We start from the raw sequence: 24005 nt of genomic DNA on the forward strand, positions 1-24005 counted from the left end.
CGCCACGGACCGCGCGGACCCGTTACGCCTTGGCCTGGCCCCCCGCCTTGTCCGCCATCATCCGGCGAATGGGCACGATGAGCAGGGCCAGGACGGCAGCTGCCAGGAAGAGGGCGAACGCGGTGCGCCGGAAGAGGTCGGGCATGGCGTTCAGCTGGTTGGGGTCCACGTCGCCCCCGACGATGCCGGCGAACAAGTTGCCTAACGCGATCGACGTGAACCAGACCCCCATCATCTGGCCGACGAACCGCTTGGGGGCCAGGAGGATCATGCTGCTCAACCCCACGGGCGAGAGGCACAACTCCCCGATCGACTGGAGGAAGTAACTCGCGGTCAGCCACCACACCGAGACCTTGAGGGTCCCGCCGCTGGCGGCGACCCGGTCGGCCGCGTTCACCATGAGCCAGAAGCCGAGTCCGGCGCCGATGAGGGCCACCGCGAACTTCGTGGGGCTCGAGGGGTTCCGTCCCTTCGCCCCCAGGCGTTCCCACACGATCGCAAGGACCGGAGCGAACAGGATGACAAACAGCGAATTCAGCGATTGCAGCCAGGAGACGGGCATGTCCCAGCCAAACAGGGAACGGTCGGTGAAGTCGGCGGCGAACAGGTTGAGCGACGTGGGCGCTTGCTCGAAGGCGCCCCAGAAGAACATGGAGAAGACAAACAGCACCATGATCACCGCGACACGCTTCTTCTCATCGGTCGTGAGTCCGGCGAAAAGGAACATGTAGGCGAAGTAGAGCGCCGACATCGTGAGCATGATCGTGCTCATCTGCCCCGCGATCACCACCGGGTCCGGCCGGAAGACGCCGAACATGGCCAGGATTACCACGAGGAAGGCCAGCGCAAACACCGCGAGGGAGATGGTGCGCGCCCGCGCCTGCTCGGCCGGTGTGCCCGAAGGATGCAGGCCATTGTCCCCAAGGCGGGGGCGCGCTTGCGCCCGGAACACGAAGAGACCGACCAACATCCCCAGGCCGGCCGTGCCAAAGCCCCAGTGCCAGCCGATCTTCTCGCCGAGGAACCCGGTGATCAGTGGCGCGATGAACGCACCGGTGTTGATCCCCATGTAGAAGATGGAGAATCCCGCATCCTGCCGGGCCCCACCTTCCGGGTACAGGCCGCCGACCAGCGCCGAGACGTTCCCCTTGAGCAGCCCGGTCCCCAGCACGATCAAGACGAGCCCGAGGAAGAATGCGGCCTGCTCGAACGCGGCGGAGAGTCCAATGGCGAGGTGGCCGAGCGCAATCAGCACGCCACCGACAAAGACGGCGCGCTGCAAGCCAAGCCAGCGATCCGCGACCCACCCGCCGGGAAGCGAGGCGAGGTACACGGACGCCGCGTAGATCCCGTAAATCGCCGAGGCCTCCGCGCGGTCAAAGCCGAACCCTCCGCTGGCGAGCGGGGCCGCCATGTACAACACCAACAACCCGCGAATGCCGTAATACGAGAACCGTTCCCACATCTCTGTCATGAAGAGTGTGGACAGTCCGCCGGGGTGGCCGAAGAAGGTCCGGGGTGAGGTCACGGGGCGTGAAGCGAGGAGGGGAAGGGAGGGAACGCGGCGCTGGGCGCGTCGTGTTCGTTGCCGCAGTTGGGTCAGCTACCAGAGGGATGCAGGGATTCGGAAGGCACGTGGCGCACCGGTTCGTGCGTGGCACCGGCCCGTTGCTGTTCGGGCCACGGCACCACCGTCGGCGGCTGCTTGAGGCAGGCCGTCCAGTGTGCCGGTGCCTTTTCTTCCAGCGGCGGCACGATGGACGCGCAGGCGGCATCCCGGGCCGGGTGATGACAGCGCGGATGAAAGACGCACCCAGCCGGCGGGTTGGCCGGTGAGGGTGGGTCGCCGGCGAGGACAATGCGGTTGCGCTTGCGCTCGGGATCGGGCACCGGGATCGCCGAGAGCAACGCCTGGGTGTACGGCATCAGCGGCTCACGATACAACGCATCCGCTTGCGCAATTTCCATGAACCGGCCGAGGTACATCACCCCAACGCGATTGGCCATGTGTTCGACGACGGAGAGGTCGTGCGCAATGAACAGGTAGGCCAGGCCACGCCGCTTCTGTAGGTCCTGCAGCAGGTTGATCACCTGGGCCTGCACCGAGACGTCGAGCGCCGACACCGGCTCGTCGCAGACGATGAGTCGCGGCTCGACGGCGAGAGCCCGGGCAATGCCAACGCGCTGCCGCTGGCCGCCCGAGAACTCGTGCGGGTACCGCGAGGCGTAGGCGGCTTGCAGGCCGACCTCATCGAGGAGCTGCGCCACACGCTGGTCGGCGGCGGCGCCCTCGGCGATGCGATGAACGAGCAACCCTTCCTTGATGGTCGTCCCGACCGTGAGGCGCGGGTTGAGCGACGAGAACGGATCCTGGAAGATGATCTGCAGGTGCCGGCGCATCGCCCGCAGGGCCTTGCCCTTGAGCGCCCGAAAGTCGACCCCGTCGAAGTGGATCGACCCGGCGGTTGGCTCGACCAGGCGCAGGATCGCGCGGCCCATGGTGGTCTTGCCGCATCCCGACTCCCCGACGATGCCTAACGTCTCCCCGGGATGGATGTCGAACGACACGCCGTCCACCGCCCGCACGGCTCCTGTCACTCGGCCAAACAATCCGGAGCGGACCGGGAAGTGGACAGCGAGGTTGCGCACACTCAGCAAGGGAGCGGTCATGCCGGGACTCCAGCCGCCGGGAGCGGCGTGCCGGCCACGTGGCAGCGCGTGGCGTGCGCCACCGTTGGTCCGGCGAGCTCGGGAGCCTCGGTGGCGCAGCGATCGAAGGCGAGCGCGCATCGGTCCCGGAAGCGGCAGCCGGACGGCCACGCCGTTGGTGACGGCACCGTGCCGGGAATCGTGAGGAGTCGATCACGTCCCTGGCCTACGCGCGGCATGGCTCGCAACAACCCCTGCGTGTACGGATGCTGCGGGCGCGCGAACAGCTCGCGCACCGCGGCGCGCTCCACCACCTGCCCCCCGTACATGACGAGCACGCGGTCCGCGGCTTCGGCGACCACGCCGAGGTCGTGCGTGATGAGGATGATGGCCGTGCCGAAGCGCTGTTGCACCGAGGCCAGCAGCTCGAGGATCTGGGCCTGGATGGTGACGTCGAGGGCGGTGGTCGGTTCGTCCGCGATCAGCACGGCGGGGTTCATCACCAGCGCCATCGCGATCAGGACGCGCTGGCGCATCCCACCGGACATTTCGTGGGGGTACTGCCGCGCCCGCTGGGCGGGATCGGGAATACCAACCAGGGACAACATCTCCACGGCGCGGTCCCACGCGGCCCGGCGACTCGCGCCGTCATGGATGCGCGCGACCTCGGCCACCTGGTCACCGACCGTGAAGACCGGGTTGAGTGCGGACATCGGCTCCTGGAACACCATGGCGATGCGGTTGCCACGGAGGCGGCGGACCTCCTCCTCGCTGGCGGTCATCAGGTCGCGCCCCTCGAAGACGATGCGCGAGCCGGCCTCGATGCGTCCCGGCGGGTCAATCAGGCGGAGCAGCGACAGCGCGGTCACCGACTTTCCGCTCCCCGATTCGCCGACGACGCACAACGTCTCGCCAGGGGAGACGTCGAACGACACGCCGTCCACCGCGCGGGCGACGCCGTCGCGCGTGTGGAACCAGGTGCGGAGGTTCTCCACGCTGAGGAGGGCGCGCGCGGAATCAGGGGTGGTCATCGGCGGTGAAGCTGGCGCGGGTTGATCGCGCTCCGCAAGCGGCCGGCGATGGTATTCACCGCCAAAGAGATCGCGATGAGGAAGAGGCCCGGGATCAGGGTCAGCCACCAGCGGGCGACCGGCGCTTCACGCCCGTCGAAAATGATGCTGCCCCAGCTTGCCTCGGCCCTTGGCACGACGCCGAGGAAGAAGAGCCCCGCCTCGATGACCACCACCTGTCCGACGGCTATCGTCGTCGCGACGATGACCGGCCCCAGGACGTGCGGGAGGACATGTCGTGCGACCAGCGCAGGCCATGACACCCCGAGGGCAACGGCAGCCGCCGTGAACTCGCGACTCCGGATTGCCAGGGCCTCGGTGCGTGCGAGGCGCGCGATCCCGAACCACCCGGTGCACCCGAGCACGATGATCAAGGCGCCCGGGCTCACGCTGGGCCAGAGGGCGACTACGGTGAGCACGAGCAGCAGTCGTGGGATGGACAGGAATGCGTCGACCGTGCGCATCAACGCCCCGTCGATGAGGGGGCGGGACATGGCGGCGACGGTTCCCCAGGCCAGCCCGATCGTTGCCGCCAAGGTTGCCGCCATCACGGCGATGCGGAGGGAAACTCGGGCGCCGTACAACATCCGGCTGAAGACGTCGCGAGAGCTGGGGTCGGTGCCGAACCAATGCGCACTCGACGGCGGCCGGTCTTTGAGGGCGACTGCATCCAGGATCTCGCCCGGTCCGTAGGAGGTGATGTATGGGGCCCCGAGGGCCGCGAGCGCCAGCAGGACGAGGAACGCGACCGCGATGCGGCCCGCGCGATCCGCGAGGATGGCGCGTCCCCACGAGGCGCGCGGCGCCGGCACGCGCGACACGGGGAGGCTGTCGATGGCCAGGGTGCTGGCGGGGGTCTCAGCCATGCCGGGTGCGCGGATCAGCGCGTTGCATCAGGAGGTCCGCCAGGATGCCACCCAGGACCACCATGCCACTGGCCACCAGGGTCACGCCCAGCACCACCGGATAGTCGCGCGCGGCAATGGCCTCGACGGCGAGTTGCCCCATCCCTGGCCAGCTGAACACTGACTCCACCAGCACGGCCCCCCCAACGAGCGCGGGCAGCGAGAGGCCGAACAAGGTGATGGTCGGGAGCAGCGCGGCGCGGAGGGCATGGCGGCGGACGACGATGGCCGGTGGGACCCCCTTCGCCCGGGCGGTCCGCACGAAGTCCTCCGGAAGGATGTCGAGCAGGGCCGCCCGCTGGTGCCGGGCCACCAGGGAGAGGATCAACAGCGCGAGTGAAGTCACCGGCAGCACGAGGTGGTGGCCGATGTCGCGCACGCGCTCGCCCAGGGACATGAAGTCATGCTCCACTGGCGTGGTCATCCCGCTAACCGGGAACGCGCGAAGCTCAAGCCCGAACAGAAGGAGCAGGGCGTACGCGATCCAGAAGTCGGGGACCGCGCCTAACGCCACGGTGATTCGTTCGGCCCAGCGGTCGCCCGTCGAGCTCACATGCGCCGCCTGCCAGGCCCCGAGGAGGATTCCCAACCCGAAGCCGACGATGAGGGCGGTCCCCATCACCAGCATGGTGCGCGGCAGGCGTTCGGCGAGCAGGGTGCGAACCGGGCGCCGCTTGGCGAACGAATCGCCGAGGTCGCCCTTGGCCAGCGCGCCGAGGTAGCGGATGTACTGGACCGGCACGGGGGCATCGAGCCCGGCTTGCGCGCGACGCAGGGCGCGTTGTTCCGGCGTGAACCGCGGGTCCTCAAGCTGGTCGGCGAATGGCTCTCCCGGTGCGGCGTGCAGGAGGACGAAGGTGGCGGTGGCGACCACGAACATCGTGGCCAGCCCCATCAAGAGGCGTCGCAGGAGGAAGTGTCCCACGTTAGCCCCGTCCTAGCGTCGCCACGTCCACCGCGGGTCGCGATAGCGCGCAACCAGCGGGTCCAGAATGTCGGGGGGGACGCATGCGTCAACGTGCACCGGCACTATGACCTCCTGCCAGACCTCGGGCACGGCGGCGGCGATCGCCTCCGACCACTCGACCGCGGACAGGTCGCGCCCGAGGAGGGCATGCACGGTGGCAGCTGGGGTGGTCGGCATGGGGATCGTGGCGAGTTCGCCAAGCCAGCCCTGGTCATCGTGGTTCAGCAGGGAACCGTGCTGAAGGAAGGCGCCCTCTTCGCGAAGCTGCGCAGAAGCCACCAACTTGCGCCCATCGACCACGAGTTCGTCGCGGGCTGGCAATTCAAAACAGGGCGCGGCGGCCGGGATCGGCATGCGTGACTGGGGAATGGCCGTCGTGGCGCCGATGCCCAGGAGCGCCAGGCTGCGCGCGAGGAGCGCTGCAATGGCGCGGTAGTCGTCGCGCAGGCCGACGTCCTCCCGCACCGGCGCGGCGACAGCGTACGTGAGTTCCCGGTGGTGCAGGATGGCGCGTCCCCCGGTCAGCCGACGGACCACGTCGACGCCGCGCGCCTCGCACCGTGCCAGGTCCCAGATCCCCTGCGCGGTCTGGTGGCGCCCAAGGGAAATGGTCGGTCGCGTCCAGGAATAGACCCGGATCGTCCGCCGGTGCGTTTCGCGAGCCCGCGCCAGGAGCGCCTCGTCAATCGCCATGTTGATGGCGCCAGGCAGTGGCGGGGTGACAAGGAGGTCCCAGGACACCGGGGAATCATAGCGCGGTGATCACGTTCCAGACCGGGAGTCCGCATCCAGGCCAACGTGAGGGCTTCGACACCACGTGCCGCACGCGGTAGCTTTCCCACGATTCGCCACCCGCCGCATTCATCCCACGATCCCGCGATGTCACTGCGCCACTACCTCACCGAGTCCGACACCTTTGTCCGACGGCACCTTGGCCCCTCGATGGACGAGGTGGATGCCATGTTGGGCGCCCTCGGCTATGCCTCGCTCGACGCCTTCATTGACGACGTCGTACCGGAGGGGATCCGGTTCCGCCGCACCCTGAACACGGGCCCCGCGCGCACGGAACACGATGTCCTCGACGAGCTGCGAGGGATGGCGGACCGGAACCAGACGTATCGGTCATACATCGGGATGGGGTACCACGACACCCTGGTTCCGCCGGTGATCCAGCGGAACATCCTCGAAAACCCGGGCTGGTACACGGCGTACACGCCCTACCAGGCGGAGATTGCCCAGGGGCGCCTCGAGGCGCTGCTCAATTACCAGACGATGGTGATTGACCTGACGGGGATGGAGATCGCGAACGCGTCCATGCTCGACGAGGGAACGGCGGCCGCCGAGGCGATGCACCTGGCATACGGGGTGAAGGGGAAGGAAGGGAAGGAGACGATCGTTGTGGACGCCGCGGTGCACCCGCAGACGATCGACATCATCCAGACCCGGGCCTGGGCGTCGGGGGTGCAGGTCGTCGTGACAGATGTGCGCACCGCGTCGATCGGCCCCGATGTGTTTGCGGTGGTGGTGCAGTATCCCGCCACGGACGGCGGGATTCACGACTATCGCGACGCGGCGGCGCGTGCCCATGCCGCAGACGCGCTGGTGATCGCCTGTACGGACCTGCTGGCGCTCACGCTCCTCACGCCCCCTGGTGAGTGGGGGGCGGACGTGGCCGTGGGTAACTCGCAGCGGTTCGGCGTCCCGATGGGATTTGGCGGCCCACACGCCGCATTTTTCGCCACGAAGGACGAGTTCAAGCGCCTGATGCCCGGGCGGCTGATCGGGGTTTCGCGCGACGCGCAGGGCCGCATGGCGTTGCGCATGGCCCTGGGTACACGCGAGCAGCATATCCGTCGCGAGAAGGCGACCAGCAACATCTGCACGGCGCAGGTGCTGCTCGCGGTCATCGCGGGGATGTATGCCGCCTGGCACGGCCCCCAGGGGCTGACCCGGATCGCGAAGCGCGTGCATCGGTTGGCGTCGCTGCTCGCCGCCGGGGCCACGCGTGCGGGGCACACGGTACCGCACGAGTTCTTCGACACGGTCCGCGTTGACCTGAAGGGCCGGACCGCCCAGGCGGTGTCTGACGCGGCATTGGCGAAGGGGATGAACATCAGGGTGCTCGACGCCACCTCCGTGAGCATGGCGCTCGACGAAACCACGACCGCGGCGGACGTCGCGGACCTGTTGTCTGTCCTTGGTGGAACCGCGGACGGACTGTCCGTGGATGATCGCTACGACGAGCGCTTCGCGCGGACGAGTGCGTTCCTGACGCATCCCGTTTTCTCGCGCTACCATGCCGAGCACGAGATGTTGCGCTACATCCGCAAGTTGGAGTCGCGCGACCTGTCGCTGTGCCACTCGATGATCGCGCTCGGCTCCTGCACCATGAAGCTCAACGCGACCGCCGAGATGTTTCCGGTGACGTGGGCCTCGCACGGTCGCATGCATCCGTTTGCACCGGCCGCGCAGATCGGCGGCTACGCGGAGATGTTTCGCACGCTGGAGGCCGACCTCGCGGAGATCACCGGCTTCGCGGCGGTGTCGCTGCAGCCGAACGCGGGCTCGCAGGGCGAATATGCCGGGCTGCTGGTGATCCGGAAGTATCACGAGGTGCGTGGCGACGCGCATCGCGATGTCTGCTTGATCCCGGCGTCCGCGCACGGGACCAACCCGGCCAGCGCGGCGATGGCGAGCATGAAGGTCGTCGTGGTGAAGAGCACGGCCAACGGGGAAATCGACCTCGACGACCTGAAGGCGCGTGCCGCCGAACACTCGAAGAACCTCGCGGCGCTGATGGTCACGTATCCCTCGACGCATGGCGTGTTCGAGGAGGGGATTCGCACCGTCTGCGAGATCGTGCATTCGCATGGCGGGCAGGTCTACATGGATGGTGCGAACATGAACGCGATGGTGGGGGTGGCGCGCCCGGGGGACATCGGGGCCGACGTCTGCCACCTGAACCTGCACAAGACGTTCTGCATCCCGCACGGTGGCGGTGGCCCGGGGATGGGGCCGATCGGCGTGGCCGCGCACCTCGCGCCGCACCTGCCGGGCCATCCCGTGGTCGCGCAGGACGGTCGCTCCACGTTAGGCGCGGTCTCCGCCGCCCCGTGGGGCTCGGCGTCGATCCTGCCGATCTCGTGGGTCTACATCAAGATGATGGGCGGTGAGGGGCTCGCCCTTGCGACCAAGCTCGCCATCCTCAATGCGAACTACGTCGCCCATCGCCTCAAGGACGCGTTCCCGACGCTGTACACGGGACGCAATGGACGTGTGGCCCATGAGTGCATCGTCGACCCGCGCCCGCTCAAGGCCGCCACGGGGGTCGAGGTCGAGGACATCGCCAAGCGCTTGATGGACTACGGCTTCCATGCGCCGACCGTCTCGTTCCCTGTGGCCGGGACGCTGATGATCGAACCGACAGAGTCAGAGTCGAAGGCCGAGCTGGACCGGTTCTGCGATGCGTTGATTGCGATCCGCGCCGAGATGGACGAGATCGCGGCCGGTGTGCTCGACAAGCAGGACAACCCGCTCAAGCACGCCCCGCACACGCAGGAGGTCGTGATCTCCGATGCGTGGAATCGCGCCTACTCGCGCGAACGGGCGGCGTTCCCGGCCCCGTGGACGCGCGACCGGAAGTTCTGGCCGGCGGTCTCACGCGTGGACAATGCGTACGGGGACCGGAACGTGGTGTGCTCTTGCCCGCCCATCGAGGCATACACGTAGGGGCGGCGATGGCCGAAGCGCGCAAAGTGGCCGCAAAAACGGCCACAGCGAGGCACGAGCGGCACGGGCAGTACGAGCGGCACGGGGGGCACGCGTCCGGCCGTAGGGGAGAAGCACGCTCAGCCTGATGTCGCCGCGCGTGCCGCTCGTGCTCCGCGTACTGCTCGTGCTGCTCGTACTTCGTAGTGGCAGTCCGTCCGCGCTATCCCCCGATTGTCGCCTTATACGCCGCGGCGTCCATCAGCCCTTCCATGCCGCCGGTCACCTTCATCTTGATCATCCAGCCGGCCCCGTACGGGTCCCGGTTGACCGAGGAGGGGTCGCCGTCCAGCGCGCTGTTGATCTCGACGACTTCGCCGGAGACGGGCGAGAACAGCTCCGACACCGCCTTCACCGCCTCGATCGTTCCGAAGGTGTCGTGGGCGTTGAAGGTGGCGCCCACCTTGGGCAGCTCGACGAAGACGATGTCACCCAGCTGGTCCTGGGCGTAGTCAGTGATGCCGACAAAGAAGACGTCGGCGGCGTCGGTCGCCTTGAGGTACTCGTGATCGGCGGTGTACTTGAGGTCGTTCGGGATATTGGCCACGGGATCGGTCGGGAGAAGGTCGCGCGGGTAGTCTAGGGCCGTGCGGACCGACGGGAAAGAGGAGTCGAGCGCCAACTCGCCCCGACCTGACCCGCGAGAGGCTCACCCGGCGAGGCCGCGCAGCGTAGGCCACAGCGCGAAGACCTGCTCGCGCAGGGCGTCGAGGGATCCGTTGTTCTCGATGACCCACGTCGCCCGTCGACGCTTTCCTTCGTTGGGAAGTTGGGTGGCCATCATCGCATCCGCCTCACCGACGGACAGCCCCCGCTTTTCGACGATCCGGGCCCGTCTGGTCTCGTCATGGGCTTCGACGAACACCACGGCATCGAACTCGTGATCGAGCTGCTTCTCGAAGAGGAGCGGGATGTCGCACACGATCACCGGTGCCCCGGCAGCCTGCGCCCGCGCGACGGCGGCGGCACGCAGCGCCTCGACGTCCGGGTGTACGATGGCTTCCAGTGCGCGCCGTTCCCCCGGATCCGCGAAGACGATGCGACGGAGGGCGGCGCGGTCCAGAGTGTGGTCGGCGGCGATGACGGACGGACCCCATCGCGCCTGGATGGCCGCCAGTGCGGAGGTGCCCGGGGCCACCGCGTCCCGGGCCAGCTGGTCCGCGTCGATGATGGTCGCCCCCAACTCCCGGAGCAGGGAGCTCACCGTCGACTTTCCGCTCGCGATGCTGCCGGTCAACCCAATGACGGGAGCGCGGGGCACGGGTGACGCAGGTTGCGGGGACACGAAGTCGGGGATGGGCGACACCCTGCAGGGGATCGCGCCTCAATCAAGCCGCACGACAGCCTTCGCGAAACCCGCCAGGCTAAGCGGCGTCGCTCTCCGCGTCGTTCTCGTCGCGCGAGTCGTCGGCCTGCATGCGCGTGAGCACCCACGCCGCGCCGCCGTTCTTGCGGATCTCGGATGGGGTGGCGCACAGGTACCGCTGGCAGGTGTTCCGGAACGAACTCCCCGACGGAAAGTGCAGCGCCAGGGCAATGTTGTCGGCCGAGCGTTCGGCGTCCTCGAGCAGGTGAGCCGCGACGAGGAGCCGGGCCCAGGTGATGAGCCGTTGCGGTGACGGGAGTCCGCCCTGTTCCAGGTGTTTGGCCAGGACCCGCCGGCTGAGCGAAAGGCGGCGGGCCAGGTCGTCCGGCGTGAGATGTTCGTGAGCGCGCGTCACGGCCAGGAGCAGGGCGTCGCGCGCGGTTGGACGGAGCCCTTCCAGCATGGTGCGGAGCACGCCGGCCACCCCACGAGCCTCGGCATGCTCGATCGTGGCGGCAATGTTCACGGCGTCGTCGTCGACATTCCCCACGATCAGGGCGTCCACCCCGGACCGACCGGCGTCGAACAGATCGCGACCCCGCTCGGCGGAGATATCCACGTAAGCCACAGTCGCCATTCGCGGGAACCGCCGCTTGAGCTGGCGCACCGGGTCGAGGTTCATGGCGCCGCCGTGGAAGAGGTCGACGATGGCCACGTGGACCGGACGAGTCTCGCACAGGCGGAGCACCTCGTCCCATGACGCGCACGGCTCCACGGCGTGCCGCCCGCGAATCGCGGAGCGCAGCCGGAAAAGTCGGGCAGGGTTGGGGATGAGGGCGGCGATGAGGCCCATGCGGCCGTGGAGTTGTCGGGTGACTCACGGACGGGCGAAAACCACTGGACGTCACCAGCCGAGCGGGGCCATGACGCGGAACGACAGGGGGCGGCGGCGTAACGGCACTCCCTTCGCGGAGGCGTAACCTGTGGTATGACCGGGCGTCAGTAGTCGTACGCGAGAGCACTGCTCGGTCATTTCGTCCGAGGAGCGCACGGCTGGCACGGTCTCCGCAAAGAGAGAAGGCATGCAGATCACACGACAACACCAACTGGAGCGCGGGGAGCGCCGCCTGGCTGTTCGGCCGCGGCGTGGTTTCACCCTGCTGGAGCTGACCGTGGTGCTGATCATGGTCGGGCTGATTGCCGGGATGGCGGTGCCACGGCTGAACTACGAGAAGTATCGGGCGGACGCGGCGATGCGCACGGTTCGTAGCATTCTGCAAGGGGCCCAGCGCAACGCGATCATGCGCCAGACGAACGTCGTCGTCGCGTTCAACATGGCCGCCGGCGTGATGGAGATCGTGGAAGACACGGACAACGACTGCAGCTACGACAGTGGCGAGCGGTTGACGACGCGGCCCCTGGAGGATGGGGCGAAGTTCTACCTGCCACCTGCCGCGTACGGATCGCCGGTGTCCCAGGCGGTCACCGGTCCGAATCTGTGCACGATTCGCGGATTGCCCGCGATCCAGTTCCTCCGTGACGGCGCGACGAGCACTGACATCGATGCGTACCTCACCTCGAGTCGGGGCACGGCGACGGACTTCCGACTGGTGCGCGTGACGATGGCGTCGGGTCGCACCGAAGCGTTCCGGTATGATGGCTCCGCCTGGAAGAGGACCAACTGATGCGAACGATTTCACGATCCCCGCGCGCCGGACTGTCGCTGCTTGAGGTGATGGTCGCGCTCACGATTCTCGGGACCGCCTTGATCGGCATGGCCGAGTACGGTCGTCGCTTTGCGAACACGAATGCCAAGGCGATGACGCAGAACACGGCGCTCGACATTGCGACGGACCGTCTGGAGCGGGTGAAGGCCGAGCGCAACTACACGTCCATGGACACGCTGGCGGGAACCCACACGGTCACGGTGAACACGGGTGGGGTGAACGTCTCGTACACCCGGACGACGACGATCCTGCGGACGCTGTCGTCCACGATTGACTACAAGACCGTCACCGTCTCGGTGACGAGGCCGACGATGGCCGTGCCGGTGAAGAAGACCAGCGCGGTGCCGCGCTTCTAGGAGAGATACTCATGGACCGACGACGTCGACGCTCGGGGTTCACGCTGGCTGAACTCCTGCTGTCCATCACCCTCACGATTGCCGTGTTCTCGGCTGCCGTGCCGTTCTTCACCCTGCAGATGCGCCAGTTGCAGCAGGACCTTGGCCGGTCGGACGCGCAGCAGACGGCGCGGTTCGCCCAGAACATGGTCGACCGCGAACTGCGCAACATCGGGATCGCGGTGACGCCGATGCAGCCTGCGCTCGGGATTCCACGGAACCAGCCCAAGATCGTGCAGGCGGCGGCCTTCGCCGTGACGTTCAACAGCAACCTGGTGGCCCATGACACGGTGGACATGAACGCCGTGTACTACGACCCGAACGTGCCGGCGAACCTGACGACGGCGCTGCCGAGCACAAACATGGTCGGGCTTCCGTTGGGAGGGCCGACGTATCCCGACTATGTCTACCGAGACAATGCCGGCATGATGAGCATGGCGGAGACGATTTCGTACTGGGCCACCGTCGACTCCACGGCCGGTGCGAGCGACCACTACGTGATCTTCCGGCGGGTGAACGATGGGCCGGTGCAGGTGGTCGCGCGCGGGATCAAGGTGCCCGCGGGACAGGCGATGTTCCAGTACAAGCGGGTGAAGGCCAATGGATCGATCGACTCGGTGACGACCGGGAGCCTGCCCATCTACTGGAACTCGACCAGCGGACTGGCCGACTCCATTCGCACCGTCACGATGAGTGTGCGTGGGGTGTTCCAGGGCTACGACCTGCAGAACAAGAGCAAGACCTGGGAGCGCAACGTCACCACCCAGACCAACATGCCGAATATCGGGTTGTCCCAGCGCAACTCGTGCGGCGACATCCCGCTGAATCCGGGGACGCCGACGGCGACGATCGTGCTGGACCTGGTGACAGGGGCCACGGAGCGGGTCCAGATCACCTTCGCAAAGTCGAACGACGAGACGAGCGGCGAGAAGGATGTCGAACGCTATGCCATCTTCCGCCGGTTGGTGGGAACCCCGTGGGACGAGCCCGTTGCGGTCGTGGGCAAGTCCGGTGGACCCTACCTCTGGGACGACTTCGACATCATCGCCGGGCAGACGTTCGAATACGGGGTGGCGGCGCAGGACTGTTCCCCGGCGAATTCGTCGATTCTTGGCAGTGCACCAGTGACGCACTAGGAGAGAACCATGACCCGTCCAGGACCTGACGCCCGCCAGCCGCCGCCGCCGCCCGCGCCGCGGCTCCGCGTTGATGTTGACGATGATCTTCACGCTCGCCCTCGGCGGACTGGCGATCTCGTCGATCTACATGGGCGCGAGCACGCAGATGCTCTCCAAGCTCTATGATCGCGAGCGCGACTACCGGTATGCGGCCGAGTGGGCCTTGGCGGTGGGGGAGTCGCGGATCACCGTCGACACGACCTTCACCCTGCCGGACTCGCTCTACGTGCAGCTCATGAACGGTCAGACGGTCACCGATGCTCTGGGACAGGCGGTCCCCAAGGTCAAGGTGGACCTCTATGCCGGCGTCGGCGGCCAGAGTTCCGGGCAGTACGGCCGCTTCGTTGAGCTGGTAGCGGTGGCATACGATAATGGTGGCGCACGGCACGTGCGGCGCCTGGAGCTGCAGGCCGAGAACTTCGCGCGGTACGCCATGTTCGTCGACTCGTGGGCGACCTCCGCCTGCTACGCGACCGGGGAAATCCTGCGTGGTCGCGCGCACTCCAACCAGGACTGGAAGAACTGCAGTTCCGCACCTGGCGTGATCCACACCGACACGGTGAGTGCCGTGGGGAACGTCACGGGCACCGGGCAATACCAGTCCGCCAAGCTCAACGGTGTCCCGCGGATCAACTTCCCGTCCGTGGCCAAGCTGTCGTTCATGCCGGGGTATGCGTCGTCCGCGAACCTCTCGTTTCTCCCCGGAACGCGGTGGGCGGGGCGGTGGCAGCTCGCGCATGGAGTTCGTCGGCGGTGGACCTGGATGGCGATAGCGCCCTCACCGGCCCGGCCGAGGGCTATTTCCGCGTGTTCGACTCGACCGAGACACCACGCGACCCACAGATCTGGACCGGGAACACGACAGCAGGTCGCCCCCGTGCTTGGGGGCGCACAGCGTCCTCAACGTACTCAATCACTGCCCGGTGGATACCTACCTGGCTGGTGCGAACAGCGTATCCAAGAGCGCCCTGCTGAATCAGTGCGGTGTCTTCTTCCCGATGGGCGCACGACCCCACGGTGGCGCGCTGCCAGTGATCGCCCTCGACACCCTCGATGTCCGGTACAAGTGGATCGTGGACACGCTCGGGACCGCGGCGGCAGCGCCCGGGGTCGCGCGGTTTGCGTCGCGGGCGGCGGCGGGACTAGGTCCGGGGCCGGACGGCGGCCACCATCGCCGCGTTCTGCTCAAACCCTGGCCTCGCCGGCGACTTCGTCTGCTATCCGGCCGGTGATCCGCGCCTGATGCCCGTCGAGCGCCGGGGCGCGCGGCCCGCGGCCTTCGGGGCACGTGGGACTCCGGAGCATCGACGCGGCGGCACGGACACCACCTTCAGCGCCGTCACCCTGACCGGGTCGTGGCGCATGGCCGGGGTGGGTTCGCAGGGACCTTCTTCACTGGCGCCACCGCGACGCCAGGGCGATCGAGGAGCCGTACCTCTGGCCGATGCACCGGACGCAGAACCTCAACTCGAAGGGTGTCATCTACGTGAATGGGGACATTTACCTGTCGGGCGCCTTCCGCGGGCGCGCCACCCTCTACATCTCGGGAACCGGCAAGTTCATCGACGACCTCACGTACGTCACGAATCCGGCGTCGTTGCCCATCTGCCAAAACCTGCTCGGGATCATTACCAGGGCAACATCTGATATCATCGACGGCAATCTGAACCGGCCGCGTCCTGGACGGCACCGGAGCGGCCAACACGCGGTTCCTGGATGACAATCAGGACTTCTTCCTGCACGCGGTCACCCTCTCCGGGCTGTCCAACACCTCCGCCACCTTCGGCGTGGAGGCCTACACCGCCGGCCCCAACGCCGGACGCCAGTGCACCCCGGTGGCTGGGTACACCGTCGTCACGTCCGGCGGCTGCATCTCCAATCCGGTGGCGTCATCCTCCGCGGCCTCACGGCGACGTTCGCCGGGTCCAACACGGGCTTCGCCGAGAATCGCGTCAAGGATGCGTGCCTGGACGTGGACTCCCCGCCGTATTTCCCGCTGACCGGGCGGTACGTCGACAACGAGTTCTACGAGATCGATCCTGCCGTCTTCAACCAGATCGGCGTCGCGCAGTTCTATCGCCGGCTGCAGTCGTCGCCGTAGGACCCGGCTCGCCGGGGCAGGCGATTGGCCTGACCCTTGAACCGAAACGAGTGCGGTGTCCGGACGTGCCGGGCACCGCACTCGTTCGTTGGCGACCGGGTTAGAACAGCCGACCCTGACTCTCGTCCTTGCGGCGCACGATGTGGCAGGCGCGACAGCGCGCTTCGTACGCCTCCGTGCCCCCCACCATGATCACCGGGGAGTCCCACGCGGCGGGCTCCCCGTCGATGAGTCGCTGGTTGCGGCAGGCCGGTGCACCACACAACACACAAATGGCGTGCAGCTTGTCGACCAGTTCGGCGATGGCCATCAAGCGGGCCATGGGGCCGAACGGCTCCCCACGGAAGTCCGTGTCAGTCCCGGCCAGGATCACACGCCTCCCGCGGGAGGCGAGGGTGGTGACGAGGTCGCAGACGCCCTCGTCGAGGAACTGCGCCTCGTCGATGGCGATCACGTGCGCCGTAGGGTCGATCCGCGCGGCGACCTGGGCCGAGGAGTCCACCGGAATGGCGTCCACTGAGCGGCCGTCATGGCTGCTCACGGCAAAGAGCCCGGCGTAGCGATCATCCAGGTGCGACTTGAAGACCTGCACCCGCTTGCGGGCGATGATCGCGCGGCGCACGCGGCGCATCAGTTCCTCAGACTTGCCGCTGAACATCACGCCGGCGATGACCTCGATCCACCCGCCGGTCAACTGCAGGGAAGTCATGATGCCAGGCTCCGAAACGAGGCTGGGCCCCGGAGATCTCCGGGGCCCAACGTCGATGCCAGCAGGGCTCGGTCGCCGAGTTGCTGTCCTTCGCTAGTCATCCCGGCGCGGACGACGGGTATGCTTGAGCCGTTCCCCGCGTTCTTTCCACTCGCGGGACTCGTCCATGGCCCGTGGGGCACGATTGCGATCACCATCCCGGAATGTGCGCGGTCCACCCACGTCATCGCGAGAGGGGCGACGCGGACGATCGCCGTCGCGGGTCGGGCGGCCGCCACGGGCTCCGCCAAACCCGCCCGAGCTGCCGCCGGCACGGGGTCCATCGTCACGGAAGGAGCGACGCGGACGATCGCCACCTCGCGTGGCGCCGCCACGTGCACCGGCCCCACCGCGGGATCCTGCGCCACCGCGGGCACCCGCACCGCTTCCAAACGAGGACCGACGGGGCCGATCGCCACCGCCATCCGGGCGCTCGCTGCCACGATCTTCGCGCACCGCAACCACACGGCCACGGATCGTCTTGCCGTTCAGCGTCTCGATGACGCGCGCGGCGACGCTGGAATCCACCTCGACCACGGTGAAGGTGTCCCGCATGTTGATCTTGCCGAGCAGCTCGGAGCTGATCCCGGCCTCGTTGCTGATGGCACCCACGAGATCACCCTTCCGGGCCCCGTCCTTCTCGCCAACGGTGATGAACAGCGAGGTGAACGCGCCCGTCGGTGCAGACGGGGCACGGGCCGGCGCCGCCGCGGGCGCCGCTCCGGTGGTGGCCGTGCGACGTGGGCGAGCCGACTCGGCCGACGGGGCCATCGACATCACTGGGGTCGCGGCCGGGATCGCCGTGCGTTCCGCCATGCGCAGCAAAGCAGCAGCGACTTCGGCGGCGTCGAATTCGGCAAAGAGAGGGGATAGGGTCACGAGGTGGTGGTGCAACCCACCCGCGGCGAGTTCCGTGCGGACGCCAGCGACCTGGTCGGCGGACGCACCAATCGCAACGCTGACGGCGCCAGGCAGGGTTGCCGGTCGCGCGCCCTTGCCGAAGACGCGCCGGAACGCGGCGGCTTCTTCCGGGGCGACCAACGCCACCACGCGCTGGGGCTCAAGCGCCACCAGCTCAGCGAGGTCACCAGGATCCGCCGGGGCCGTATAGAGGACCACAAGTGGTTCGCCCTTCGGGCACTCGCCCTCCGAGAACGACACGAGCGCGTCATCCGGACCGTACCCGAGTTGCGCCAGCGAGGCACAAGCGGCTTCTGCATCGGTCTCCGCAGCGACCAACGTTGCATGGGCCGGGTCCAGGGTGCTGAGGAGGTGCGACAAGGCGCGGGTGCGCTGCGCGACATCCACGACGACGTATTCGACGATCGCGTCGGACGGTGACGCGAGGTCGTAGGTCATCTGTCGAGCCTTGCGGGCATGCCGATCCAGGTATTCGGTGACGGCTGCCGTGATGACGCCCGTGCTGGCGACGGATTCCGTCCCCTTGGGCAGTTCGCCCATGACACCCTCCAGGGCGGAGGACATCTGGGCGATGAGCACGTCGAGTTCGAGGCAGGCCACGGTGGCCAGCGTGTCGAGCTTGAGGAGTGACTTGCGGACCAGTGCCTGCGCCAGGTCCGGGGTGGTGATGGCCGCCACGGCACTCGCTTCCAGTCGCCGGGCGCCGCGGAGGGCGTCGGTCACGGGCACGAGGAGTGGGCTGGACGGGTCGAGGCCTTCGTTCACTGTCGCCGCGAGGTGTGCGGCCTCTGCCGCAGTCGGGACGAGCACCAGCAGCTTGAGCTCCGTGATGGGCTCCGCATCTTCTTCCGTGGCATAGCGCTCCACCAGGGTGCGCACCACGTCCTGTAATCGCACATCATCAAAGGGGAGCACGTGCACGACGTGCCGGGCGCGCGCTGCGCCCTCATCCCGAAGGTCCTGCTCCACAATAGCCTCGCTTGTCAAAAAAAGAGGGAGCGTCCCGGACGTCGGGGCGCTCCGCAGGGCGAAGTATAGCGGAGGGCGGGGTGATCCTCCAACTTTGCTTCCTTTCACACTCTCGCCCTCCCGGCATGTCTTTCCCCTTTCGACCGTCCGAGAACATTGCCCTGTTGCGCGAATCCGCGACGATCGCGGTGTCGGCGCGGGCACGCGCCCTCAAGGCGGAGGGGCGCGCGATCATTGACCTGGGGGCGGGCGAGCCGGATTTCGATACGCCGCAGTTCATCCGCGACGCGGCAGCCGAGGCGATGCACGCCGGGGCAACGCGCTACACGGCCACCGAGGGGATCCTGCCGCTGCGCGAGGCGGTGGCGGCGACCATCAGGGACTACGGTGCGGTGGGCGCGGATGTCACGGCGCGAGAGGTGGTGATCTCCAACGGGTCGAAGCAGTCGATCTTCAATGCCTGCTTCGTGCTGTTTGGTCCGGGCGATGAGATCCTCGTCCCGACGCCGTCCTGGACCTCGTACTACGAGATCGTGCAGCTGGCGCGGGCGACCCCGGTGCCGGTGTACGGGGACCGGACGCGCGACCTCAAGGTGACGGTGGACGACCTGGTGCGTGCGGCCACGCCCCGCACCCGTGGGCTCATGCTGAACTCGCCGTGCAACCCGACCGGGGCCGTGTACTCGCCGGACGAGCTGCGTGCGTTGCTCGCCCTGGCGCACGAGCGCGGGTGGTGGGTGATCTCCGACGAGATCTACCGGAGGATCTGCTACGAAGGGGTGGCGGCGAGCGCGCTGCAGGTCGCGCCATCCCGTGAGAACCTCGTGGTGGTGGACGGCGTGGCGAAGGCCTACGCGATGACGGGGTGGCGCGTGGGTTGGTCGATTGCGCCGCTGGATGTCACCAAAGCGATGACGGCCTTCCAGTCTCACGCGACCTTTCACATGGCGTCGATGGCCCAACATGGGGCCGTTGCCGCACTCACCCGCCGTGCAGAAAGCGAGGCCGCCATCGCCGCGATGGTGGCCCAATACCGTAAGCGCCGCGACGCGGCGTTGCAGGTCTTTGCCACGGCCCCGCATCTCCCCCTCGTCCGACCGGCCGGCGCGTTCTACTTCTACTTTGACGTGTCAGCGGCCTGTCCTGGTGACGCCGATGCTGGCTCGACCTTCGCGAAGCGCGTGCTGGAGGAGCATGGCGTGGCCGTCGTTCCAGGTGCCGCCTTCAAGACGCCGGAGTGGGTCCGCGCGTCGTACGCGGCCCCGCAGGAGGTCGTCGTGGAGGGGGTCTCCCGCATTATCCGGCTGTATCGCGAGCTGACAGGGCGGTGACAGGGACGACGCTAGGCCCCGGCGTTCGCCGGGGAACCTCACCGGGCCAACGCGACGGAGCGACGGCCTTTCGCCGGCGAATTCACTCGGGCCCAACGGTGGGCACGGTGGGACGGGACTGACCATGCTCCCGGTCGACATCGAACGCGCGTTAGGCGCGCTGGCGTCACAGATCCCGGACCTGCGTCGTGCCCAATCGGGTGGCGCCTCCCTCGAGGTCGCCCTGGGGCGTGTTGAGCGGCCCGAGATGGCCAGTGCCAACGTGATCGAGGGTGGGGCATTGCGTGCGATCGCCGTGCCCAATCCGGCGGGTCCCACGGTGCGCGCCTTTCTCGACGGGATCCAGGAGAGCCGCGAGGTGGCCTGGATCGGTACCGTCCCTGTGGTGCTCGGTCGCGTGGCGGCCGTCGTGCGCGAGCGCGAGGGTTCGTCCCTCCGCACGTGGGACGCGCCGTCTCGACGCGAGGCGCTGTATGCCCCGTGGGCTCGACTCCCGCGCCGGGTGCGCGCCCTCGTCGAGGAATTCGGGCCCGAGGCTCGCGAGGTGTCCACCGACGATGGGGGGCATCCACTCCGCGCGATGCAGGACGCAACTAATGCGGTAAAGCAGGACCGCGAGGCGCTCGAACGTGCTCTCGCGGAACGGTATTGCGCCTCGGCGCGGGGACCCCTCTATGTGGACGGCCCGCTGCCACCCGCGGATGCCGTCGTCGGCTCCGATCAGGTCGTGGGGGTGATCAAGAGCCACCAGACGATGTACGTCTCGGGGCGGCCCTGGAAACGGTCCTGTCCCTGGGCGAGGGCGAGCGCACCACGGCGTTCGCGATCGAGAGCCGTCACCGGCCGCCGGTTGCGAGCTGGTACCTGCGCCTCCGGCCGACGACCGGGCACGGGCCCTTCTGGGGGCTCGTGCGCGTCGAGGTGCCCCGCTGGTCGTTTGAGGCGGGCGGCTCCGCCGTGGCCGACGAGCGTTCTCAGTGGGTCCTGGCGGAGCGCGCGCCACTCGCGCTCCCGGATGGCCGCTGGGACACGATGGCGTATGGGGTGAGGAGCTGCGAGGAGTACCTGCGCGCGGTGATGGGATAGGTCCGGGCAGCGTGGGGTGGGGCGAGGGCTGTAGCTTTCCTCGCGCCGCCGTGATCGTTCCCTCGCCGCTCTCCACCCGCCCCTTGTTGCCCGATACGCCAACCCCTCCGCGCCCGCTCGGCCGCGTGGTGGCCACCGAGAAGCGCCCGAACACGCCCCACCAGTTCCATTTCTGGACGGCCCTCGACTCCCCGGTCGGGATCGGGACGATCGTGCGCGTGGAAGGGCGGGCGGCGGCGAATGGCGCGATCACCCGCGTGTTTGGGGTGGTGAACGAAGGGGAGAGCTACAGCGACCTGATCTCGCCGCTGCACGACGTGCTCGGCTACGACGGCGACCCGGAGCGGGCGTCCACCGCGCACACCCAGCGCACCGAGATCCGGCTGTATACCGCCGCGGTGCTGCGCCAGCTCCCGGATGAGCCGCTGCAGCCAGTGCCGATGGGCGCGGTGTACCTGGCGGATGATGCGGATGTGCAGGTTGCGCTGCGAATGGACACCTACCTGCAGGCGGGGTCGAACACCGGGATCCCGATCGGCGTGTACCGCGGTGGCGGGATGGAGTCGCCGATCTACCTGGATGCCGACTTCCTGCTCGGGCCCGAGGCGGCGCACCTGAACATCACGGGCGTCTCGGGGTTGGCCACCAAGACGTCGGCCGTGGAGTGGCTCCTGTCGTCGATCTTTGCGCACTTCCCGGCGGCGAAGGGGAGCGTGGCGGCGGTGTGCTTCAACGTGAAGGGGCCGGACCTGTGCTTCCTGGACCAGGCGGCCGAGCTGGGCGACGACGACCGGGCGATGTACGACCGGCTCGGCGTGCCGGCGGCGCCATTCCAGAACGTGCGGTACTTCGCGCCCTACACCACGTCGGGGGCGGCGCTGAATACCCTGCGGTCAAATGACGCCCTGCAGGACAATGTCTGGCCGCTGACGTGGGGCCTCAACGAGGTCCTGCAGTATGCCGAGGTCCTGCTCAACAAGGACGACGTCGACGCCAAGGCCGACGCGCTCATCGACTTCATCGCGCAGCGTGTGGTGGGGATGCGCTTCTCCGATGACCTCCTGGGCAGCCAGCAATACGCGGTGCAGAGTTTCTCGGAGCTGGACCGCTGGTTCAAGGATGTCATTGGGGCGATGGAGTCGCGCAACAACGAGTCCTGGCGCACGCACCACATTGCGACGATCCGCAAGGTGCGCAACCGGCTCACCAACATCGCGACGCGTTGCCAGGGGCTGGTGACGAACGATGGGGCGTCGAGCGACCTGCCGTTCGGGGGTTTCGAGGACCGCGGGGTGTATGTCGTGGACGTGGCCAACCTCGAGGACGACGCGCAGGACCTCGTCTTTGCGCGGGTGGTGACCAAGTTGCGCGAGCATCTCGAGCGCCGCAGTCTGGGCGTCGATCACGTCGTGGTGTTTGTGGACGAGCTGAACAAGTATGCCCCGGGTGACGGGCATGAGACCTACGTACGCAAGATGTTGCTCGACATCGCCGAACGGGGACGCTACCTCGGACTCGTCCTGTTTAGCGCCCAGCAGTTCCGCTCACAGGTGCACCGTCGCGTGGTAGGGAACTCCGGGACCGCCGTGTACGGGCGGATGGATGGGGACGAACTCGCGACTCCGGGGTATGCGGTGCTGAGCCCAGCGATCAAGCTCAAGCTGGCCACCCTGGAGAAGGGGCAGTTGATGGTTCGTCATCCGCACTTCGCCCAACCGATCTTCGTGAAGTTCCCCCGCCCGGCCACGTTGACTGGCCGCGAGGGCGCACGCCGTTTTCCGCCGGCTCCCGAGGTCCCGTTTGCCGAGGGGATCCTGCGCACGCTCCGCAAGCTCGACGCATCCATCACCATGGCGTCCATCGAGCAGGTCTTCGCGCTGTACGACGAGGCCGAGGTGCTCCGCGCGCGCGATGCGACCGTCCGAACGCGTCCCAAGCAGGTGAAGGCGTTTTTCCTGGAGCAGTTCGGCCGCAAGATCGTGCCGCGTGACGTCGCAGCGGTCCCCTCGCGCACGCCGCTCCGGCCCACGCCGGTTGACGACCCCTACGGCGCCTGATGCACCCAACCCGTCGGTTGCTCCTCTTGGGCCTGGTCGCCATCCGGTTGTCCGCACAGGACGGAGGGACCGGGACCCGTCTCGTCCTCCGCCCGCACGCCGGCGACACCTTGCGGGTGCGCCTGGACCAGACCATCGAGAGCACTCGTGGGGTCGGTCCGACCGACCTGAATGCGCGCCCGGGGGACGTGGCGTCGCTTACGCTGCTCGCGCGTATCATCGTGGAGGCTACGGACGCGGCGGGAGCCACGGCCCTGGCCCATGCGGACAGCGTGCGAGTGACGGCCACGGGTTCGCTTGAGGCATCACCCACGTTGCGGGCCGCGCGTGCGTTGCAGGGACAACGCTTCCGCTTCCGGATTGCCCCGGATGGGGGGACGGCGCTCGCGACCGACGTCAACATGGCGGACGCCGGAGTGAGCGGACTGCTCTCGCAGCTTCCGGCCACCCTGCCCACGGAACCGATGGTGCCTGGGGCGTCATGGATTCGAGCCATTTCCCTGCCCATGGCGACCCTGCCGGACGGCAAATCAGTGGCCATGCTCAACGCCACCTTCCGATTTGACTCACTGGCTGGAGACTACGCCTATCTCTCGGTGCGGGGACGCCTGGTCCGATCGGGTCCCATGGCCGGGGTGAAGGGGGGATTCGTCCAGACGGCGGGCGACGTCACCGGGAAGATCCTGATCGACCTTCGCCGGGGATGGATCGCCGACGCCCGGAGTGCGGTGACCTTGCAGTCCCTGGTCACGAGTGATGGTGCGGCGTCCCAACGCCTCCGCGTGCGCATTACGCAGTGGATGCGGGTGATGTAGGCGGCCATCTTT

The 24005-nt window shown here is 67.9% G+C and carries 22 protein-coding genes; 11 read left to right on the forward strand and 11 right to left on the reverse strand.

Annotation, left to right across the window (positions count from 1 at the left end):
• Positions 1-22: 22 nt before the first annotated feature.
• The 6 genes from IPK85_25805 to IPK85_25830 form a co-directional block, all read right to left on the reverse strand.
• On the reverse strand, positions 23-1474 hold the full coding sequence (locus IPK85_25805; GenBank protein ID MBK8250780.1) for a peptide MFS transporter: 1452 nt from the start codon (positions 1472-1474) through the stop codon (positions 23-25).
• Between the two features lie 125 nt (positions 1475-1599).
• The gene (locus tag IPK85_25810) at positions 1600-2670 is read right to left on the reverse strand and encodes an ABC transporter ATP-binding protein (GenBank protein MBK8250781.1); all 1071 of its coding nucleotides are present in this window, start codon (positions 2668-2670) and stop codon (positions 1600-1602) included.
• Entirely contained in the window at positions 2667-3680 is a 1014-nt protein-coding gene (locus tag IPK85_25815; protein ID MBK8250782.1) for an ABC transporter ATP-binding protein, read from the reverse strand. The genes IPK85_25810 and IPK85_25815 overlap by 4 nt, the downstream gene beginning before the upstream one ends.
• The gene (locus IPK85_25820; GenBank protein ID MBK8250783.1) at positions 3677-4585 is read right to left on the reverse strand and encodes an ABC transporter permease; all 909 of its coding nucleotides are present in this window, start codon (positions 4583-4585) and stop codon (positions 3677-3679) included. The genes IPK85_25815 and IPK85_25820 overlap by 4 nt, the downstream gene beginning before the upstream one ends.
• Positions 4578-5549 carry an ABC transporter permease gene (locus tag IPK85_25825; GenBank protein ID MBK8250784.1) on the reverse strand — a complete coding sequence of 324 codons (972 nt, stop codon included), beginning with the start codon at positions 5547-5549 and terminating at the stop codon, positions 4578-4580. Before IPK85_25825 ends, IPK85_25820 begins: the two co-directional genes overlap by 8 nt.
• A gap of 12 nt (positions 5550-5561) precedes the next feature.
• The gene (locus IPK85_25830; protein ID MBK8250785.1) at positions 5562-6332 is read right to left on the reverse strand and encodes a lipoate--protein ligase family protein; all 771 of its coding nucleotides are present in this window, start codon (positions 6330-6332) and stop codon (positions 5562-5564) included.
• Between the two features lie 138 nt (positions 6333-6470).
• Between IPK85_25830 and gcvP the strand changes: the two genes are divergently transcribed.
• A complete protein-coding gene (gene gcvP / locus IPK85_25835; protein ID MBK8250786.1) occupies positions 6471-9320 on the forward strand; it encodes an aminomethyl-transferring glycine dehydrogenase in 2850 nt (949 codons plus the stop codon).
• A gap of 202 nt (positions 9321-9522) precedes the next feature.
• Here the strand turns inward: gcvP and gcvH are convergent, their stop codons facing one another.
• The 3 genes from gcvH to IPK85_25850 all read right to left on the reverse strand — a co-directional run bounded on the left by gcvH (position 9523) and on the right by IPK85_25850 (position 11518).
• Complete coding sequence (gene gcvH / locus IPK85_25840) at positions 9523-9906, reverse strand: glycine cleavage system protein GcvH (protein ID MBK8250787.1); 384 nt, start codon at positions 9904-9906, stop codon at positions 9523-9525.
• 102 nt (positions 9907-10008) lie between these two features.
• Positions 10009-10620, reverse strand: coding sequence for a dephospho-CoA kinase (locus IPK85_25845; protein MBK8250788.1), 612 nt, complete (start codon positions 10618-10620; stop codon positions 10009-10011).
• Between the two features lie 103 nt (positions 10621-10723).
• Positions 10724-11518 (reverse strand): helix-turn-helix domain-containing protein, encoded by a 795-nt coding sequence (locus tag IPK85_25850; GenBank protein MBK8250789.1) that lies wholly within the window; start codon positions 11516-11518, stop codon positions 10724-10726.
• 229 nt (positions 11519-11747) lie between these two features.
• Here IPK85_25850 and IPK85_25855 point away from each other — a divergent pair, with 229 nt between their 5' ends.
• The 6 genes from IPK85_25855 (at position 11748) to IPK85_25880 (ending at position 16066) form a co-directional block, all read left to right on the forward strand.
• Positions 11748-12350 (forward strand): prepilin-type N-terminal cleavage/methylation domain-containing protein, encoded by a 603-nt coding sequence (locus tag IPK85_25855; protein MBK8250790.1) that lies wholly within the window; start codon positions 11748-11750, stop codon positions 12348-12350.
• Positions 12350-12748, forward strand: coding sequence for a prepilin-type N-terminal cleavage/methylation domain-containing protein (locus tag IPK85_25860; GenBank protein MBK8250791.1), 399 nt, complete (start codon positions 12350-12352; stop codon positions 12746-12748). The genes IPK85_25855 and IPK85_25860 overlap by 1 nt, the downstream gene beginning before the upstream one ends.
• A gap of 11 nt (positions 12749-12759) precedes the next feature.
• On the forward strand, positions 12760-13923 hold the full coding sequence (locus IPK85_25865; protein MBK8250792.1) for a hypothetical protein: 1164 nt from the start codon (positions 12760-12762) through the stop codon (positions 13921-13923).
• 82 nt (positions 13924-14005) lie between these two features.
• Positions 14006-15208, forward strand: a complete 1203-nt coding sequence (locus IPK85_25870) for a hypothetical protein (protein MBK8250793.1) — start codon at positions 14006-14008, stop codon at positions 15206-15208.
• A gap of 201 nt (positions 15209-15409) precedes the next feature.
• Positions 15410-15685 carry a hypothetical protein gene (locus IPK85_25875; protein ID MBK8250794.1) on the forward strand — a complete coding sequence of 92 codons (276 nt, stop codon included), beginning with the start codon at positions 15410-15412 and terminating at the stop codon, positions 15683-15685.
• Positions 15686-15790: 105 nt separating this feature from the next.
• Positions 15791-16066 (forward strand): hypothetical protein, encoded by a 276-nt coding sequence (locus tag IPK85_25880; protein MBK8250795.1) that lies wholly within the window; start codon positions 15791-15793, stop codon positions 16064-16066.
• 100 nt (positions 16067-16166) lie between these two features.
• On the opposite strand, the gene IPK85_25885 is transcribed toward IPK85_25880, so the two are convergent.
• Together IPK85_25885 and IPK85_25890 are read right to left on the reverse strand one after the other, a co-directional pair.
• Positions 16167-16775, reverse strand: coding sequence for a thymidine kinase (locus IPK85_25885; GenBank protein MBK8250796.1), 609 nt, complete (start codon positions 16773-16775; stop codon positions 16167-16169).
• A gap of 93 nt (positions 16776-16868) precedes the next feature.
• Positions 16869-18704, reverse strand: coding sequence for a DbpA RNA binding domain-containing protein (locus IPK85_25890; GenBank protein ID MBK8250797.1), 1836 nt, complete (start codon positions 18702-18704; stop codon positions 16869-16871).
• Between the two features lie 125 nt (positions 18705-18829).
• Between IPK85_25890 and IPK85_25895 the strand changes: the two genes are divergently transcribed.
• From IPK85_25895 to IPK85_25910, 4 genes are all read left to right on the forward strand, one after another.
• Positions 18830-20035 (forward strand): pyridoxal phosphate-dependent aminotransferase, encoded by a 1206-nt coding sequence (locus IPK85_25895; GenBank protein MBK8250798.1) that lies wholly within the window; start codon positions 18830-18832, stop codon positions 20033-20035.
• 124 nt (positions 20036-20159) lie between these two features.
• On the forward strand, positions 20160-21083 hold the full coding sequence (locus tag IPK85_25900; protein ID MBK8250799.1) for a hypothetical protein: 924 nt from the start codon (positions 20160-20162) through the stop codon (positions 21081-21083).
• An 88-nt stretch (positions 21084-21171) separates the two neighbouring features.
• Positions 21172-23178, forward strand: coding sequence for an ATP-binding protein (locus IPK85_25905; GenBank protein MBK8250800.1), 2007 nt, complete (start codon positions 21172-21174; stop codon positions 23176-23178).
• On the forward strand, positions 23178-23993 hold the full coding sequence (locus tag IPK85_25910; protein ID MBK8250801.1) for a hypothetical protein: 816 nt from the start codon (positions 23178-23180) through the stop codon (positions 23991-23993). The genes IPK85_25905 and IPK85_25910 overlap by 1 nt, the downstream gene beginning before the upstream one ends.
• Positions 23994-24005 lie beyond the last annotated feature (12 nt).

The sequence above is a fragment of the Gemmatimonadota bacterium genome, from assembly GCA_016712265.1.
Lineage (GTDB): Bacteria > Gemmatimonadota > Gemmatimonadetes > Gemmatimonadales > Gemmatimonadaceae > RBC101.

Bases quoted from the DNA above. Each gene is read 5' to 3' on its own strand.
- IPK85_25805 (MBK8250780.1), bottom strand. From the start codon at position 1,474: ATGACAGAGATGTGGGAACGGTTCTCGTATTACGGCATTCGCGGGTTG.
- IPK85_25810 (MBK8250781.1), bottom strand. From the start codon at position 2,670: ATGACCGCTCCCTTGCTGAGTGTGCGCAACCTCGCTGTCCACTTCCCG.
- IPK85_25815 (MBK8250782.1), bottom strand. From the start codon at position 3,680: ATGACCACCCCTGATTCCGCGCGCGCCCTCCTCAGCGTGGAGAACCTC.
- IPK85_25820 (MBK8250783.1), bottom strand. From the start codon at position 4,585: ATGGCTGAGACCCCCGCCAGCACCCTGGCCATCGACAGCCTCCCCGTG.
- gcvP (MBK8250786.1), top strand. From the start codon at position 6,471: ATGTCACTGCGCCACTACCTCACCGAGTCCGACACCTTTGTCCGACGG.
- IPK85_25850 (MBK8250789.1), bottom strand. From the start codon at position 11,518: ATGGGCCTCATCGCCGCCCTCATCCCCAACCCTGCCCGACTTTTCCGG.
- IPK85_25855 (MBK8250790.1), top strand. From the start codon at position 11,748: ATGCAGATCACACGACAACACCAACTGGAGCGCGGGGAGCGCCGCCTG.
- IPK85_25860 (MBK8250791.1), top strand. From the start codon at position 12,350: ATGCGAACGATTTCACGATCCCCGCGCGCCGGACTGTCGCTGCTTGAG.
- IPK85_25865 (MBK8250792.1), top strand. From the start codon at position 12,760: ATGGACCGACGACGTCGACGCTCGGGGTTCACGCTGGCTGAACTCCTG.
- IPK85_25870 (MBK8250793.1), top strand. From the start codon at position 14,006: ATGATCTTCACGCTCGCCCTCGGCGGACTGGCGATCTCGTCGATCTAC.
- IPK85_25875 (MBK8250794.1), top strand. From the start codon at position 15,410: ATGCACCGGACGCAGAACCTCAACTCGAAGGGTGTCATCTACGTGAAT.
- IPK85_25885 (MBK8250796.1), bottom strand. From the start codon at position 16,775: ATGACTTCCCTGCAGTTGACCGGCGGGTGGATCGAGGTCATCGCCGGC.
- IPK85_25895 (MBK8250798.1), top strand. From the start codon at position 18,830: ATGTCTTTCCCCTTTCGACCGTCCGAGAACATTGCCCTGTTGCGCGAA.
- IPK85_25900 (MBK8250799.1), top strand. From the start codon at position 20,160: ATGCTCCCGGTCGACATCGAACGCGCGTTAGGCGCGCTGGCGTCACAG.
- IPK85_25910 (MBK8250801.1), top strand. From the start codon at position 23,178: ATGCACCCAACCCGTCGGTTGCTCCTCTTGGGCCTGGTCGCCATCCGG.